The sequence below is a fragment of the Planotetraspora phitsanulokensis genome (assembly GCF_016863295.1).
Classification (GTDB): domain Bacteria; phylum Actinomycetota; class Actinomycetes; order Streptosporangiales; family Streptosporangiaceae; genus Planotetraspora; species Planotetraspora phitsanulokensis.
Genome location: NZ_BOOP01000035.1, coordinates 63,825 through 79,829 on the forward strand (window position 1 = coordinate 63,825; position 16,005 = coordinate 79,829).

The window sequence follows — 16,005 nt, forward strand, 5'->3', positions numbered from 1 at the left end:
CTGACACAAGGTAAGGATGCCATCAAAGGTCTCTCATTCGGGGCCGGCCGCCCGTTCGATCGCCTTCTCCACCCCGCCCACCCGGTCGGCGAGCAGGCCGATGGCGCCGACGGCCCGGGTCACCGGGTCGTCCCCGTCCCCGCCGAGGGCCTTCGAGCGCAGGTAGGCGGACTTCACCTCGGCCCAGCGCTCGGCCTGGCCGGGTGTCATCGTGCCGCGCAGCTCAGCCAGCTTGAGCAGGTTGGCCTCGGCCCCGGAGGTGAGCGTCTGGGCCTCCCCCAGGTAGTGGTCGTTGATCACCGCCTGGAGTTCGGCCTCGTTCATGATCGGGATGATCCGCTCGGCCAGCTTGTTCATGTTCCGGTACGACCCCTGGAGCTGGAAGGGCGGCTCGGTCCTGGAGGCGTCCGCCTGGGCCGCCGAGGCGATGTACGCCTGGTTGACGGACAACACGATCTCCTGGACCCGCAGCAGCTTGGCCAGCACCGCGACGATCTGGTCGAGCTCGACCTTCGAGTACGGATGGCTCAACTGGTCGGCGCGCACTCCCGAGTCGCCCCGGGCCAGCCGTACGAGCGACTCGACGTCGCCGCGGTCGCGTGTCGACAGCGGCGCGAGAACGGGGTTGGAAGTCAGCGCGTTCTCGATGTAGCTGAGCGCGAACAACTCCTCCTTGCCCGACAACACGTCGCCGAGGTTCCACACGTCGGCCCGGTTGGCGAGCATGTCGGGGATGCGGAAGCGCCTGCCCGCCTCGGTGTACGGGTTGCCCGCCATGCAGACGGCGAAGCGCTTGCCGCGCAGGTCGTAGGTGCGGGTCCGGCCGTTCCAGACGCCCTCCATGCGGCGCTGGGCGTCGCACAACGAGATGAACTTCTGCAGCAGTTCGGGAGAGGTGTGCTGGATGTCGTCGAGGTAGAGCAGCACGTTGTTCGAGCACTCCAACGCGAACGAGACCTTCTCGATCTCCTGCCGCGCGGTGGCGTCCGGAGCCTGGGCCGGATCGAGCGAGGTGACCGCGTTCCCCAGCGCCGGGCCGTTGACCTTCACGAAGACCAGGCCGAGCCGGCTCGCGACGTACTCCATCAGCGTCGTCTTGCCGTACCCCGGCGGGGAGATCAGCAGCAGCAGGCCCATCTGGTCGGTGCGCTTGGCGTCTCCCGCCGCGCCCAGCTGCTTGGCGAGGTTGTCGCCGATGAGCGGCAGGTAGACCTCGTCGAGCAGCCGGTTGCGCACGAACGCGCTCATCACCGAGGGCTTGTACTCCTCGAGCCGCAGCCGCGCCCGCTCACGCTCGACCAGTTCGCCTCGCCGCCGCTGATAGGCGCGGTAGGCGGGCACCCGCTCGGTGCGGAAGCGCCGGGTGCGGGCGAGCACCTCGTCGAGGCGCAGGTCGAGGCTCCGCCCGGTCAACCGGGGATGCGTGCCCAGCAGGTTCTCGACGGTGGCCGTCAGGGCCGCCGACGAGTCGTGCCGCGGCAGGTCGCACAGCTGCACGGCGACGGCCTCGGCCAGATCTCCCGCCTGTACGGCCGGCCGTCCGCCGGAGGCGTCGAGGTAGGCCCCGAGCCAGGCGTCGACCAGCTGGTGGCGGGCTCTCAGGTCGTCGCCGAGTGCCCGCAGATCGGATTCGAGCTCCCTCGCGGAACCGCCGAGCGCCCCCCGGAAACCGTCGAGGAGGCCTCTGGCGGCGGCGCTCGTGACGAAACCGGTGGGCGTGCTCGACAACTCCTCGAAGAGGTACTCCCCCGCGAGGCCGGTCTCGCGGCCCGGCAGTCCCGCGCCGCGCAGGAAGGCGTCCACGGCCGAGCCCAGCTCCGCGTGCATCTCACCGACGGCGGAGCTCCCGCGGAACATGGCCCGGGCCCTGGCCAGGGAACGGGCGCGCGTCGTCCACGTGGCGCGGGTGGCCTCCTCGGCGCCGAACGCCCAGAACAGCTGCGCGGCGGCACGTGCCTCCGGCGGGTAACGCAGCAGGCCGGCGCCGGCGTGGAGGCGTAGCAGAGCGTCGAGGACGGCCGCCGCGTCGTGATCGTGCACTCCGCGCTCGTACCCCTCGTCGTAGCGGGTCTCCACGACGCGGCGGACCACGTCGAGCAGTCCGCCGTCGGCGAGCGCGGCCGCCTGGAGCGCGTCGAGCGTGACCGCCTGGCCGTCCGTTCCGGCCTCGGCGAGGATCGCGGCGGCGAGGTGCTCCGCCCGGTAGACGTCGGCGGACTCCGAGACGAGCAGCTGGTCCCAGAACGGCCGGGTGGCGTCGAAGGACTCGTCGCCGACCGGCGCCCGGTAGTCGGTCCCGGTGATCGCGAACGCCATCCGCTCGTCCAGCGGGACGAGCGTGAGGTCGAGCGGCTGCGTGTTGACGGCGAAGCGGTGCCGGCCGAGCCGGATGGTCTCGCCGCCGTCGGCGTAGAGGTCGAGCCGGTCGCGCAGCGCACGGCCCGCGTCGAGCCGGGCCGCCTTGATCCGGCCGTCGAGCTCCTCGGCCCTGACCTGGTCGCCGAGCTCGCGCAACTCGCCGGAGACGGCGCGCAGCTTGGCCACCATGGGATCGGAGGCGAAGTAGGTGTTGACCTCCTCCAGCGATCCGAGGCTCGCGACCCGGCGTCCCAGGCTGCCGAGGATCCGGTCGGCGGAGGCGGACAGCCGGTCGGCGCGCCGTGCGCGCTCGTCGAGAAGCGCCTGCTTGCGCGAGGAGAACGCCTCGTAGACGTCCTCCCGCTTCTCCTCCAGCCGGGCCACGAGGTCGTCGAACTCGCCGAACCGCGACTCCAGCCCCTCCAGCTGGAGCATCAGCCGCCCGAGTTGCTCGTCGCACCGTTCGGGGGTGTCGGCCACGTCGAGCGCGCCGGTGATCGTCTGGCCGAGCACGGCGAACTCGGCGGCGAAGCCGGCCCGTCCCTCGGTCGCGAGCAGCTCCTCGCGCCGCGCGGTGAGCGTGGCCCTGGCCCGGTTGATCCCCCCGAGGACGTCGCCGATCCGCTCCAGGATCGCGGTGCGCACCGTCGCGTCGTCGATGTCGAGCGTGCCGACGACCTCGGTCAGGATGGCCAGGCCCTCGCCCTGCTCCGCCAGCCGCTCGGAGACGGGAGTGGCTTCCGCGACGGTGCCGATGGCCCGGGCCTGCCCGGTGAGCCGTTCCACGTCGGCGTGGTAGCCGGTGAACGCGTCGTCGCCCTGGAGGAACGCGACGGCCCGCCGCGCGGCCGTGCCGATCTCGGAGTCGAGGTCGGCCGTCAGCGCGTCCACCTTGCTCAGGTCGACGTACCGCATCTCGCGCAACGTCGCGAGGCGGCCCTGGGCCCGGCGAAGCTCGGCGAGTTGCCGGACCCAGGCGTCGGCCGTCATGGGGGTCTCGCCGCGGGCCTGCCGTACGAGCGAGACGATCCGCCCCTCCGCCTCCCCCAGCGCGGACGCGGCCTGCTCGGTCAGCGACTGGACCTTCTCGAACTCGTCCAGGACCTGCTCGGCCGTTGCGCGGACGTCTGCGAGCGGCCCGCGCAGACCGTGGTCGTTCAGCCAGTGATAGGAGTCGAAGGCCCGGACGCACGCGGCGATCAGCGCCTCGAACACCGGCACTGACGGCGCCATCTCCCCGACCATGCGGACGACGGACAGGCAGTCGGAGATCCCGCGCACCAGCTCGGCGTTGCCGACGCGTTCCAGCGGGCCGGAGCCCACCGGCTGGGCCGCGGCGAAGGTGTCCGAGACGTACGGCGTCTGCCAGACCTGCATGGGATGCACGCGGGTCGGCTCGGCGGAGGTCTCCCGGAACACGATGAGGGTGCCGTCGTCGAACAGCGAGTAGCCGTGACAGGTGATCGGGTTGGCGACCTCCTTCCGGATCACGTTGTACGGCAGGAGCAGCGTCCGGCCCTCCACCCGCGCGTGGAAGACGTAGAGCACGTCCTCGCCGTTGGGCGAGCGGATGACGCGCTCGAACTCCAGGCCCGCCACGTCGGTGTCGAAGGTCTTCGCCGTGCCGGTGGCGAGGTAGTAGCCGCCGGGGAAGATGAGGCCCTGGTCCTCGGGGAGCCGCAGGCAGGACTGGCCGATGCCGTCCAGCCTGACCACGGCCTTGGTCCGGGTGTTGAAGACCAGGTGACGCCAGTCGGCCTCGTTGTAGGGCCGGATGCGCAGCAGGATCAGCGGGCCGACCCTGGCGTGTTGGACGTCGGCGTCGGCCAGGCTCTGCAGCGGCTCGGCGACGGGCTCCCGGTAGACGCCCTCTCCGGTCTCCGTGTTGTTCTCGATCTTGATGGTGAGGTCGCCGCCGACGGTCTCGACGAACACCTCGTCCCCGATCGAGATGTGCGGATGGCGACCGAGGACGTGGTCGTCCCGGGTGGTCTGCGTCCACTCGAAGTCGTGCGACGGCGGGAAGACGTGGTCGCGTTCGCCGCGGTTGTCCAGGTAGGCGATGGAGCCGTCGGCCGCGACCGTCCACCGCAACACCCGGATGTCCTGCGGACCCGTCTGGAAGACCGCGAGCAGCCTGCCCTCCACCCGGCGCAGCTGCAGCAGCCTGGTCTCTTTGTAGTACCGGTACAGCTCGCCGAAGTCCCGCTCGAATTGGGAATCGCCGCCGAACGGCAGGGGCGCGTCGTCGAACCGGAACGCGTCGCCGTCACGGCTGAACCGGTGGGCGGAGAACACGTCCGAGACCGTCGTCTCGGACTTCAGCCCGATGAACACGTTGTAGCCGAACAACATGACCCCGTCCGCCGACACGATGTCGCGGGGCACGCAGTTGTTCTCCGTACGGACGCGGTCGGTGCCGACGAGCCGGAGCTCCGTGCCGCCGAAGACCTCGAGCCGGTCGGCGTTGAGCGCCTCGGCCCGGCGGGCGAGCTCCTTGGCCTGCTCGCCCAGCCGGGCTCTGAGCACCTCGTAGGTGCCCGCGTCGAGCCCGGCCCGCGTCCCGGCGGCGCCCTCCGCCTCAGCGCCCCCTGTTCCTGCGCCCCCTGTTCCTGCGCCCTCTGTTCCTGCGCCCTCTGCTCCGCTGGTTCCTGTAGCGATCGACTCTGTCCCGGTCACTGCGGTGTCCGTCCCGCCGGCCTCTGTCACGGAAACCTCTGTCACCCGTCCGTCAGTGCTTCACCGCGTCGAGCGCCGCCACCGGCTGTTCGGCGACGCCGAGCCGCTGCGCGGCGCTCAGCAGGGCCTGCAGCTTGTCGGCATCGGGTCCGCCCGCCTTGATGAGCTTCACCAGGAGCGCGGAGAGCGTGAGGTTCCGCACGTCGGCCGTGTCCAGCGAGCCGAGCATCCGGCTGAGGTCCTCGGTGAGGCTGGCGGTCCCGTCCAGGTACGGCCGGGCCACCGCCCGCGCGACGTCCGAGTTCTCGACGAAGCCGTCGATGCTCTTGCCCATCGAGATCGAGCTCATCAGCCGGTCGAAGAACACGGTGTCGCCGCCGACGATGTCGATGTCGGCCTTCTCCAGCCCGGCCGCCAGCACGGCCGCCTGCGCCTCGGCGATCTTGCGCTGGACGTCGATGCTCCTGAGCCGGACCTCCGTGTCGGCCTCCAGCCGCAGGCGGTACTCCTCGTGCCCCCGGCTCGCCTCGTCGAGCGCGGCCATCGCCGCCGCCTTCTCCGTGAGGCCCTCGGCCTCGGCCTTCAGCTTCTCGCCCACGGCGGCCGCGGCCGCGAGCGCCTTCGCCTGCTCGCCCTCGGCCTCCGCCTTGAGCTTCTCGCCGACGGCCAGGGCGGCGGCGAGCGCCTTCTCCCTGTCGACGGCGGCCTCCGCGCGGCCCACCTTCTCGATGGCCTCGGCGTCGCGCTCACGCACCTGGACCTCGGCGAGGCCGGCCGCGGCCGCCTCGGCCTGGATGCCCTCGGCCAGGCGGATCTTCGCCCGGCTGTCGAGCTCGGCCGCCTGCTGGCGGGCCTCGGCGAGCACGAGCTCCTCGCGGGCCTTGTGCTTCGCGGCGGCCTCGGCGGCCTCGGCCGCCTTGATGTCCTTGACGAGGTTCTCCTGCGCCTCGGCCTCGGCCTGGATCACCAGCGCCTGGCGCGTGCGTTCGGCCTCCTCGACGACCCGCAGGCGCTTGATGGTCTCCTCCTGCTCGGCGACCGTCTTGTCCACCGCGATCCGCTCGCGTGTGACCTCGGCGATGGCCCGCTTCTCGACCTCGAGCTCCTTGTCCTTGGCGATGCGGGCCAGCTCGGTCTCACGGTCTCTGGCGATCACCTCGAGCAGGCGGTCCTTCTCGATCCGCTCGGTCTCGATCGCGATGACCCGCTCGCGGTTCTTCTCCGCGACGGCGATCTCCCTGGCCCGGTTCTCCTCCTGGACGCCGACCTGCTCGTCGGTGCGGATGATGGCCGACTGCGCCTTGAGGCGTTCCTCGGCCCGCACCCGGGAGGTCTCGGCCTCCTCCCGCGCCCGCATGGTCTCGATCTCACGCTTCTGCTTGGTCTCGGCGTCGGCCTGGCGCCGTTCCAGCTCGAGGATGGCCTCCCGCGCGTCGACGTTCTGGCGGGTGATCTCCTTCTCCTCGTTGCGCTGGTACTCGTTGGTCCGCACGTGCTCGATCGCGGTCAGTTCGGTGATCTTGCGGATGCCCTGGGCGTCGAGGATGTTGGCCGGGTCGAGCTGGGCCATGGGCGTCTGCTCGAGGTAGTCGATGGCGGCGTCCTCGAGGCTGTAGCCGTTGAGGTCGGTGCCGATCACGCGGACGATCTGGTCCCGGAACTCGTCGCGCTTGGTGTAGAGGTCGACGAAGTCGAGTTGCTTGCCGACCGTCTTGAGCGCCTCGGAGAACTTGGCGTTGAACAGCTCCTGCAGCGTCTGCTCGTCACTGGCCCGGGCGGTGCCGATCGCCTGGGCGACCTTGATGACGTCCTCGACGGTCTTGTTGACCCGGACGAAGAACGTGATGCGGATGTCGGCCCGGATGTTGTCCCGGCAGATGAGCCCTTCCTGCCCGGTCCGAGTGATCTCGATGGTCTTCACCGAGATGTCCATCGTCTCCGACTTGTGCAGCACGGGCATGACGACGGCGCCGGTGAATGTGACGTCCACCTTCCGCACTTTGGAGACGATCAGGGCCTTGCCCTGCTCGACCTTGTGGAACAGGCGGCTGATGACGAACACCATGCCGATGACGACGAGAAGGATGACGCCTAAGAAAACGCCCATTCCTGTGGTGATGACATCCATGCGCTTGGTCCCCTGTCAGTGCATTTCATAGGGCATGACCCAGAAGAACTCGCCCTCCGGGTCGTAGTCGAAGATGAGGGCGGTACTGCCGGCGCGAAGGTCGTCCTCGCCGGTCTGCCGCACCTGGACGACCGCGGAGGAGCCGTCCTCCGCGGTCACCTCGGCCTGGCCGAAGTCACGCCCGACCCGTCCGGTGCGGATGACGCACATCCGCCCGACGAAGTCGTTCCGCGAGGGCGCGGCGATCGGCGGCAGGAACCGCCGGAACGGCAGCGCCAGAAGGCGGGTGAGCGACCATGCGGCGAACAGTGCGACCAGCAGGACGGCGATCCTGGCGGGCGTCCCGTCGACCAGCGTCACGCCGGCGAGGCTGACGAACCAGGCGATCGCCACCATGAGCGAAAGCGCGACGCCCGCGGGCAGCCCGCGCATCCCGATGCCGGACAGGAACTCGTCAGGAAGGTCCAGCCCGAGACCTCCGAGCAGAACGAGCACCCAATAAGCGATGACGACGACCAACATGAAGCTGAACAGGACGGCCGGAAAACCGAGCGCCGCGCCGACGAAATCCCCCATCGACTCCCACCGTTTGCGTACGTCCCCCCTGAGACGTATGCATTATTGCCTGATAGCCGCGCATTTGTAACTAACAAATTGAATGCGAATATCGGGCACTTCTCGCGGCTTCAGCCCGTTGTGTTCACAACGACTCCCTCCACTCACAGGACTCCTGCCCAGCCTCTGTCAGGAGGACGAAGCGAGCCGGGCGCATCGGCGTGCCGGATGCCGCCTCTTTCGTTTCTCATGGAATCTCGGGGCGACTTCCGCGAGAAAGGAAACCCGCGGCCGGGAGGCCGCGGGACCGGCGGGCCGCACGCCCTCAGGAGCCAGAGCCCGCGCGGGGGAAGTCACGAGCCTTGATCTTGGCCATGCGACCGTCGGGGTGGTGCCAGACGATGCCCTCGTACGGACGCGCGTGGAGCCAGGCGCGCAGTCCGTCGAAGTCGCGCGGCGCCGTCTTGACGTCCGCGTCGAGGGTGCCCGGCGCCCAGGCGTGGCGCATCAGGACATGCCCGGGGAACCCGTCCGGATTGCCGTTGACCTTGGGGCCGAGCAGTTCGTAGGTGCCCGGCTCGAACGGCTCGGTCGCCGCCGCCTCGGCCTCCGCGTGCCAGCGGGCGAAGGCGGACTGGACCATGGGCTCCCAGCCGACGGTCTTGCCCGTCTCCTCGTCGGCGGAGAGGGTGACGAACCCGGCGGGGGCCGCCTTGCCCGGCTTGACCTCGCGTCGCGCCCACCAGCCGGTCCCGTCGAACATCACGCAGGTGCCGTCCCATTTCAGGGTGGGTGTCCCCGCGCCGGCGAACACCCAGGAGCACTCCGGGTTCTCCGCACGGGTGACGAACTTGGGATTGCCGTCCCAGTCGCGGGCGTAGATGGTCGGGATCTTCCTCACGGGGGGCCGTCCTTCCGCAGGACCACGCTCGTTCGTGCCACGTCTCCCCGGGCGCGCTGAGAAACCGCGTCGGCGCCGTACGACCGGTGAGACCCGGAATGATCACCTGATTGTGCCGCCCAGGGCAGCGCGATTGCGATTGATTTGTCGCGGTGCGAGGGAAATCCCGGGGTGCTCAGGCACCGCTGCCGGCCCTCACGGCGAAGCCGCACCGAGAGAATCCGACTCTGATCCCGCGAACCGGCCGGCCCCAGGGACGTGAGGCCGGCCGGCCGTACTCAGATGGACTTCTGGTAGCTGCGGAAGGACAACGTCGACAGCAGGATCATCAGCGCAGCCAGGCCCAGCAGCCAGCCGCCGTGGACGGCGACGGCCTGCCAGTCCGGGACGTCGGCCAGGGCCCCGCGGCCGGTGTCCAGCGACCAGTTGAGCGGGTTGAACGCCGCGATGTTCCGGATCCAGTCCGGCATGAGGTCCTCGGCCATGAACGCCGAGGACAGGAAGGTGAGCGGCAGCAGGAGGAAGACGCTCAGCCCGATGATGGTCTCCCGCTGACGCACCAGCAGGCCCATCGTGCTCGACAGCGCGCTGAAAATCGCTCCGAGCAGGATCGACGCCACGATCAGCACCACCACGCCGAGGACGCCGCCGGGATACGACGCGCCCGCCAGCCGTCCGAGGAAGACGATGACCAGCGACTGGACCGCAGTGCTCACCGCCTGCTCGATGACCCCGGCGTTGAGGATGGCGCTGCGGCGCACCGGTGAGACGAGGAACCGATTCAGCGTGCCGCGCTCGATTTCGTCGATGACGCCCATGCCGGCCCACATGTTCGACGACACCGCGCTCATCACGACGACGCCGGGCACCAGGTAGTCGGCATAGGAGGCGGCGCCGAAGCCCGGCAGCTCCGCGACCTTGCGGAACAGGCCGCCGAAGAGGAAGAGCCAGATCGCGGGCTGTACCAGCGTCATGACCACGAGACCGGGATTGCGCATCAGCGCCTTGAGGCGGCGGTGGGTCATCCACCAGGTGTGCACGAAGAGTGCGCTCATCGGGCACCTCCAGCCCCGGCCGTGACGGGTTCGTCGGTGTGCGCGAAGCGACGGCCCGCGTGACGCAGGTAGACGTCGTCCAGGGACGGCCTGGCCACCGTGACCGCCGCTACCGGCACTCCGGCCTGGTCGAGTGCCGCGAGCGCGATCGGCACAGCCGCCGCGCCGTCGTCGGCCCTGGCGCTGAGCCGCCGCCCGTCGAACACGATCTCCCGGACGCCGGGAAGGGCTTCCACGAGGGACCGCACGCGCCGCTCGTCCGGCGCCTCGCGCAGTTCGAGGTGTACGGCGTCGCCGCGCAACTCGGCCTTGAGACCTTCGGGGGTTCCCTCCGCGACGACCCTGCCGCCGTCGACGATGGCCAGCCGCCTGGCGAGGCGGTCGGCCTCGTCCAGGTAGTGCGTGGTGAGCAGGATCGCCAGCGAGTCGTCACCGGCCAGCCGGGCGATCTCCTCCCACATCGCGGCCCGCGCCTCGGGGTCGAGCCCGGTGGTCGGCTCGTCGAGGAACAGGACGCGCGGACGGTGCACCAGGCCGAGGGCCACGTCCAGCCTCCGCTGCATGCCGCCGGAGTACGTCCTGACCTGACGGCCGGCGGCGTCCCCGAGGTCGAACCGGTCGAGCAGTTCCGAAACACGCCGCTCCACCTGGGCTCCGCGCATGCCGTACAGGTGGGCCTGCAGCACCAGGTTGTCGCGCCCGCTCGCCATGGGGTCGGCGCCGGAACGCTGCGACACGACGCCGATCACCCTGCGCACCCGGTCGGGGCGGCTCAGGACGTCGTGCCCCGCGATGCTCGCGGTGCCCGAATCAGGCCTGACCAGAGTCGTAAGGATCTTGATGGTGGTCGACTTGCCGGCGCCGTTCGGGCCGAGCAGCCCGAACACCTCCCCCGGCCGGACCGTGACGGACAACCCGTCGAGCGCCTTCACGCCTCCGGGATAGGTCTTCACGATGCTCTCCGCCTCGACGGCGTTCGTCGCCGTGTTCTGCATGGATTCCTCCGGTCTCGGATCTTGATCATCCGAACCGGCCCGGGAAGGGGAGCCCAGCTATCCTTGCGGTTGCCACCTCGTGCTGGTTCCCTTCCGCGGGTTCGGTTCGAGGCCGGGGATCCCGGCGGGGTGTTGCAGCACCTTCGCCGGGGTCCCTTTTCACGTGGCGTCGTTCGTACGGCTCCTCTCCGCGATGTCGAGGACCTCCTGGGGAATCTGCCCCGTCTCGTGGAACCGCCGCCAGAGCTCGAGCTCCGGAAGCGAACCCGAGGTCAGCTCGCCGAGCAGCGAGCGGACCCAGGTCGCCTCCGCCTCGCGCATGGCCAGGTCGTACTCCGCCTCGAGGAGAAGAACCCGGGGAATCTCGCCGGCGACCCTCTCAAGCGACTCCCGCGCATCGGCGATCTCCGCCTCCAGCAGGCTCAGGCGCTGACCGAGCAGCGTGGTCACCTCGTCGGGAGGAAGCACCACGAGCACCGAGAGCCCGGCCTCGAACCTGAAGAACTCACGCTCGGGCGTGGAGACCAGCTCACGCACCCAGTCGACGAGCTCAGCGCGACCGGCGTCGGTGATCCGGTAGACGGTGCGCTCGGGGCGGCCCCCCTGCCGGACGCTCTCCGTCGCCTCCAGCAGGCCGTGCTTCTCCATGTTCCGCACGACGGTGTAGAAGGAGCCCCACTTGATGTTCATGTCGCGGTCCTTGCCCCGCTCGCGGAGCACCGAGGCCATCTCGTAGGGGTGCATCGGCCGTTCCATGACCGCGGAGAGCACAGCCAGCGCCAGCAGGTTGCCGACCTTTCGACGCCTGGCCATGGACGCTCCCGCATATTCGCCACCGATTACTCGGATGCGAGTATACGTTTGCGAGTAATCGCTGACAACAGCTTCCCGCGGCCCGCCCGGCGCGCGCGTACCCTTCGAGATATGGCCGCAGACCGGGAACGGCTCCGCCGTACATTCACTGAGGACGCCGAGCTGTACGACCGGGCACGGCCCGGATATCCCGCCGGGCTCTTCGACGAGATCCCCCGTGGAAGCCGCGTACTGGAGATCGGCTGCGGCACCGGGCAGGCGACGATTCCACTCGCCGAGCGCGGATGCCGGATCGTCGCGATCGAACTGGGCGAGGAACTGGCTCGATTCGCCCGCCGCAAGCTCGCCGGCTTTCCCGACGTCGAGGTCGTCAACGCCGCCTTCGAGGACTGGCCGCTGCCGCCCGAGCCGTTCGACGTGGTCCTTGCGGCCACCAGCTTCCACTGGATCGACCCGGCCGTCCGCGTCGCCAAGTCCGCGGACGCGCTGCGTCCAGGAGGCACCCTCGCCGTCATCTCGACGCACCACATCAGCGGAGGGACGAACCCCTTCTTCGCCGAGGTCCAGCGGTGCTACGAGAGGTTCGACCCGGACACGCCGCCGGGCCTGACGCTGCAGCCGGCCGTCGCGTTGCCGTCCGACAGCGCCGAGATCGACGCTTCAGGCAGGTTCGGCATCTCACGGTTCCGCCGCTTCGAGTGGGAACGGGGCTACACCACGGCCGAGTACCTCGACGTGCTCTCCACCTACTCCAACCACCGGGCGCTGCCCGCCGACGCCAGGGCCGGGTTGCTCGACTGCATCGCCACCCTCATCGACGGCCGGTACGGCGGGCGGATCGTCAAGCGCTATCTCACCCTGCTGCGTCTGTCCGACACGCTCCTCCCGAACGGACGCTGACACGCGGCGGGCCCGCGACCCACCGCGCTTCAACGCATCACGCTGATCAGGACGACCGCCGCCCGGGCGGAAGGTCGAACTCGTCGTCGCGCATCCGCAGAAGGGCGAGGCCCGCACCGGCCATGCCGATCGCGCCCACCAACAGTCCCGCGGCGCTGCCGATCTGACCCGGGATGAACGGGTGGGTCGGACCGGCGATCATGAGAGCGACGCCGGCCCAGGCGGGCGCGACCCGGCTGCGCCAGAGCGCGGCCCCCACCAGCGCAAGGCCCACGGTGAGCCCCAGGATCCACAGCCCCGAGGCGGCGGAGACGACAGGGTTCGCCCACAGCCCCTGGTCGAGCGCGGCCGCGGCGCCCTGGTCGATCCCGTCCTGCAGGGTGACCAGCGCGATGAGGTGGTCGTTGGGCAGCAGGGCCGAGGCGAGGAACCCCAGAACCGACAGCAGGGCACCGGCCGTCGCGAGCCGGGGAGCGCCGCGGCGGGCGATCCACGCCACCGTGCACGTGGCCGGGATGAGCGTGACGGTGAAGACGGCTCCCACCCACTGCAGCGCGCCCACCGTGCCCTGGGCGGAGCCGACCATGTCCAGCGTGCTCGCGAAGTCGCCGCCGGCGGGGCCCGGCATCAGCAGCTGGTAGACCGCCTGGGCCAGCAGCGGCAACGGAGTGATCACCGCGAGCAGGACCCGCCAGAACGCGCGGACGTCTCGCAGTGGTCTGCCGGCCGCCGGCGCCGCGGCGCGGCTCGCCGTCTCGGTACGGGACTCGTCTTTCATGGATCCTCCGATGCCTGTGGTGTGCTCTCCCGCCGAGAGTGGGCCGCCGGAGCCCCCGTGTTCGTGGGCTCGTCCTCCCATCCGCCCCCAGGCCTCCTGCGGCGGGATGGGAGTCCGCTCCTATGGCTCCGGGGGTCGCCGGACCCGATGATTGGTCGCATGCCAGCCTCCCGAGCCGCTCCGATCGCCACGTTCACGATCACGAGCGTGGCGATCGCGGCCGCCTGGTGGTCGTGGTTCGCCGGCGGCTACGACCTGCGCGACGCGGCCGAGACCTACCTGCTGACGAACTCGGCGATGGGCGTGACGTTCACCGCGTTCGGCGCGCTCGTGCTGGCCCACCGGCCGCGGCATCGCATCGGGCGGTTGTTCGTCGCGTTCGGCGCCTGCTACGCGGCGAGCGTGGTCAGTCTGGGCCTGCAGTCGGGCGTGATCGCGCTGACGCCGGGGTGGGAACGGCTGATCGACGTGATCGGCATCACGGTGTGGATCCCGGCCCCCGTGGTCTGCCTGCCGCTGATCCTGCAGCTCTTCCCCGACGGGACCGTGCTGTCGCCGCGATGGCGCCCGTTGGCCGTGGTCACTCTGGCGCTGGTCGTGCTCACGCCGGCCCTCACGCTGCAACCGGGGGTCATCGAGAACGAGCCCATCGCCGACCGCAGCCCGCTGCTGCCGGAGGCGGCCGGACGCGTGGTGGCGGCGGTCGTCCCGGTGGCGGTCGCCCTCGTGGGACTCGTGCTGCTGGCCAGCGTCGCCGCGTTGTGGTCGCGGGTCCGGCGCTCGAGCGGAGACCAGCGGCTCCAGCTCATGTGGCTGCTCTGGGCGGCGGCCGTCTTCCTCGTGCTCAATGTCCAGCGCCTCGTGACGACCGACGGGCCGATCCTGTTCCTGCTGACCCTGCCGCTGATCCCGGCCGCCGCGACGATCGCGATCATCCGTCACCGGTTGTACGACATCCGGTTGGTGGTCAACCGGTCCATCGTCTACGGCGTGCTGACGGTGGGTGTGATCGGCGCCTACCTGGGCATCGTCGCGGTGCTCGGCGCTCTGGCCCGCGACCGGCTCGAGGCCAGCCCGCTGGTGGCGACCGGTGTGGTCGCGCTGGTCTTCTCGCCCGCCCGCGCCGCCGTCCAGTCCGGCGTGGACCGGCTCATGTACGGCCGGCGCCAGGATCCGGCCGCGGCGGCGGCCAGCGTGGGCGTGCGGCTCGGGGCCGGCCTGGAGGGTGTGCTCCGGGCGGTCTGCGAGGCGTTGCGCCTGCCGTACGCCGCGGTCAGCGCCGACGGCAGGCTCGTCGCCACATTCGGCGCCGCGTCCGACGGGCGGCACACCGTGCCCCTGGAGGTGGCGGACGGCACGCCCGCCGACCTGCTGGTGGGACTGCGCTCGGGCGAGTCCCGGCTGTCGGCGGCCGACAGCCGGGCGCTCGAGCTGCTCGCGGCGCCCATCGGAGTCGCGCTCCAGGCGGTCCTCCTGTCGGAGCAGTTGCGCGAGTCGCGTGCCCGCATCGTCGCCGCCAGGGAGGAGGAACGCCGGCGGCTGCGCCGTGACCTGCACGACGGTCTCGGCAGCGCGCTGACCGCCGTCACCCTGAAGGCGGACGCGGCCCACAACCTCCAGGCCGTCGATCCGGCGCGGTCCGGGGAGTTGCTGCTCGACCTGCGCGCCGACCTGACCGGCGCCATCGCCGACATCCGCCGCCTTGTCTACGACCTGCGGCCGCCCGACCTCGACGAGCTCGGGCTGCTCGGCGCGCTGCGCCAGCGCGCGGAGCAGTCCTGGCGCCGCGATGACGGCCGTTTCGTCGTCACCCTCGACTCCCCCGCGGACCTGCCCCCTCTGCCGGCTGCCGTGGAGGTCGCGGCCTACCGCATCGCCACGGAGGCGGTCACCAACGCGCTGCGTCACGGCAGCGCGGGCTCGTGCGTCATCTCGCTGCGGGCCGACCACGCCCTGCATCTGGAGGTGCGCGACGACGGCGCCGTCGGAGTGACCGCGTGGCAGCATGGAGTCGGCCTCCGGTCCATGCACGAACGCGCCGCCGAACTCGGGGGCGTCCTCAGCGCGGGACCCACCGACCGCGGCGGCCGCGTCCACGCCCTTCTGCCCCTGGAGCCGAGATGAGCACCGAGGCCGACCTGAGCACCGGGGCCGCCATCCGCGTGGTCGTGGTCGACGACCACCCGTTGATGCGCGAGGGCATGCGCGCCCTCGTCGCCTCCCTGAGCGACATCGAGATCGTCGGCGAGGCGGGAGACGGCGAGGCCGCCTGCCGGGAGACACAGCTCACCCGTCCCGACGTCGTCGTCATGGACCTGCACATGCCCGGGGTCAGCGGCGTGGAGGCGACCCGGTCGATCCTGCGCGTCGCACCCGCCACCCGGGTGCTGGTCCTGACGATGTTCGAGGACGACGAGTCGGTCTTCGCCGCGATGCGCGCGGGTGCGTCCGGCTATCTCGTCAAGGGCGCCCAGCAGGACGAGATCGTCCGGGCCGTCCGGGCCGTCGCCGCCGGTCAGGCCGTCTTCGGACCGACGGTGGCGCGCCGGATCATCGACTTCTTCGCCGGTGGCGGCCGCGACGCGACCCCCGCGGAGCCGTTCCCCGAGCTGACCGGCAGGGAGCGCGAGGTCCTCGATCTCATCGCCGCCGGACACTCCAACGCGGTGATCGCCCGGCGTCTCGTCATCAGCCCCAAGACCGTCAGCAACCACATCTCCGCGATCTTCGCCAAGCTCCAGGTCGCCGACCGCGCCGAGGCGATCGTGCGCGCCCGCCAGGCAGGTCTCGGGCACCGGCCCTGACCGGGCCGGCGGATCCCGGCCACTACGATGGCCGAAACG

11 protein-coding genes are annotated in these 16,005 nt (G+C 70.8%); 3 read left to right on the forward strand and 8 right to left on the reverse strand.

The genetic code is table 11. From position 1 onward, the window contains the following. Nucleotides 1–33: 33 nt before the first annotated feature. The 7 genes from Pph01_RS32965 to Pph01_RS32995 form a co-directional block, all read right to left on the reverse strand. Complete coding sequence (locus Pph01_RS32965) at nucleotides 34–4,887, reverse strand: DNA repair ATPase (protein ID WP_239117203.1); 4,854 nt, start codon at nucleotides 4,885–4,887, stop codon at nucleotides 34–36. Between the two features lie 202 nt (nucleotides 4,888–5,089). Beyond that, nucleotides 5,090–7,165 carry a flotillin family protein gene (locus Pph01_RS32970; protein WP_204077100.1) on the reverse strand — a complete coding sequence of 692 codons (2,076 nt, stop codon included), beginning with the start codon at nucleotides 7,163–7,165 and terminating at the stop codon, nucleotides 5,090–5,092. Nucleotides 7,166–7,180: 15 nt separating this feature from the next. Then, complete coding sequence (locus Pph01_RS32975; protein ID WP_204077101.1) at nucleotides 7,181–7,741, reverse strand: hypothetical protein; 561 nt, start codon at nucleotides 7,739–7,741, stop codon at nucleotides 7,181–7,183. Nucleotides 7,742–8,045: 304 nt separating this feature from the next. Continuing rightward, nucleotides 8,046–8,621, reverse strand: coding sequence for a hypothetical protein (locus Pph01_RS32980; RefSeq protein ID WP_204077102.1), 576 nt, complete (start codon nucleotides 8,619–8,621; stop codon nucleotides 8,046–8,048). A gap of 278 nt (nucleotides 8,622–8,899) precedes the next feature. Continuing rightward, nucleotides 8,900–9,676 (reverse strand): ABC transporter permease, encoded by a 777-nt coding sequence (locus Pph01_RS32985; protein ID WP_204077103.1) that lies wholly within the window; start codon nucleotides 9,674–9,676, stop codon nucleotides 8,900–8,902. Continuing rightward, nucleotides 9,673–10,671 carry an ATP-binding cassette domain-containing protein gene (locus Pph01_RS32990; RefSeq protein WP_204077104.1) on the reverse strand — a complete coding sequence of 333 codons (999 nt, stop codon included), beginning with the start codon at nucleotides 10,669–10,671 and terminating at the stop codon, nucleotides 9,673–9,675. Before Pph01_RS32990 ends, Pph01_RS32985 begins: the two co-directional genes overlap by 4 nt. A gap of 159 nt (nucleotides 10,672–10,830) precedes the next feature. Continuing rightward, nucleotides 10,831–11,484 carry a PadR family transcriptional regulator gene (locus Pph01_RS32995; RefSeq protein ID WP_204077105.1) on the reverse strand — a complete coding sequence of 218 codons (654 nt, stop codon included), beginning with the start codon at nucleotides 11,482–11,484 and terminating at the stop codon, nucleotides 10,831–10,833. 111 nt (nucleotides 11,485–11,595) lie between these two features. On the opposite strand from Pph01_RS32995, the gene Pph01_RS33000 reads away from it, so the two are divergent. Next, the gene (locus Pph01_RS33000; RefSeq protein WP_204077106.1) at nucleotides 11,596–12,384 is read left to right on the forward strand and encodes a class I SAM-dependent methyltransferase; all 789 of its coding nucleotides are present in this window, start codon (nucleotides 11,596–11,598) and stop codon (nucleotides 12,382–12,384) included. Nucleotides 12,385–12,430: 46 nt separating this feature from the next. Here Pph01_RS33000 and Pph01_RS33005 read toward each other — a convergent pair whose 3' ends face one another. Beyond that, on the reverse strand, nucleotides 12,431–13,162 hold the full coding sequence (locus Pph01_RS33005; RefSeq protein WP_204077107.1) for a hypothetical protein: 732 nt from the start codon (nucleotides 13,160–13,162) through the stop codon (nucleotides 12,431–12,433). Nucleotides 13,163–13,321: 159 nt separating this feature from the next. Here Pph01_RS33005 and Pph01_RS33010 point away from each other — a divergent pair, with 159 nt between their 5' ends. Continuing rightward, nucleotides 13,322–15,286, forward strand: a complete 1,965-nt coding sequence (locus Pph01_RS33010; protein ID WP_204077108.1) for a sensor histidine kinase — start codon at nucleotides 13,322–13,324, stop codon at nucleotides 15,284–15,286. Then, a complete protein-coding gene (locus Pph01_RS33015) occupies nucleotides 15,283–15,966 on the forward strand; it encodes a response regulator (RefSeq protein ID WP_204077109.1) in 684 nt (227 codons plus the stop codon). Before Pph01_RS33010 ends, Pph01_RS33015 begins: the two co-directional genes overlap by 4 nt. Nucleotides 15,967–16,005 lie beyond the last annotated feature (39 nt).

What these genes read in the sequence shown, in the direction of transcription:
- Pph01_RS32975 (WP_204077101.1), bottom strand. Translation starts at nt 7,741, where the DNA reads ATGGGGGATTTCGTCGGCGCGGCGCTCGGTTTTCCGGCCGTCCTGTTC.
- Pph01_RS32970 (WP_204077100.1), bottom strand. Translation starts at nt 7,165, where the DNA reads ATGGATGTCATCACCACAGGAATGGGCGTTTTCTTAGGCGTCATCCTT.
- Pph01_RS32985 (WP_204077103.1), bottom strand. Translation starts at nt 9,676, where the DNA reads ATGAGCGCACTCTTCGTGCACACCTGGTGGATGACCCACCGCCGCCTC.
- Pph01_RS33015 (WP_204077109.1), top strand. Translation starts at nt 15,283, where the DNA reads ATGAGCACCGAGGCCGACCTGAGCACCGGGGCCGCCATCCGCGTGGTC.
- Pph01_RS32995 (WP_204077105.1), bottom strand. Translation starts at nt 11,484, where the DNA reads ATGGCCAGGCGTCGAAAGGTCGGCAACCTGCTGGCGCTGGCTGTGCTC.
- Pph01_RS32990 (WP_204077104.1), bottom strand. Translation starts at nt 10,671, where the DNA reads ATGCAGAACACGGCGACGAACGCCGTCGAGGCGGAGAGCATCGTGAAG.
- Pph01_RS33010 (WP_204077108.1), top strand. Translation starts at nt 13,322, where the DNA reads ATGCCAGCCTCCCGAGCCGCTCCGATCGCCACGTTCACGATCACGAGC.
- Pph01_RS33005 (WP_204077107.1), bottom strand. Translation starts at nt 13,162, where the DNA reads ATGAAAGACGAGTCCCGTACCGAGACGGCGAGCCGCGCCGCGGCGCCG.
- Pph01_RS33000 (WP_204077106.1), top strand. Translation starts at nt 11,596, where the DNA reads ATGGCCGCAGACCGGGAACGGCTCCGCCGTACATTCACTGAGGACGCC.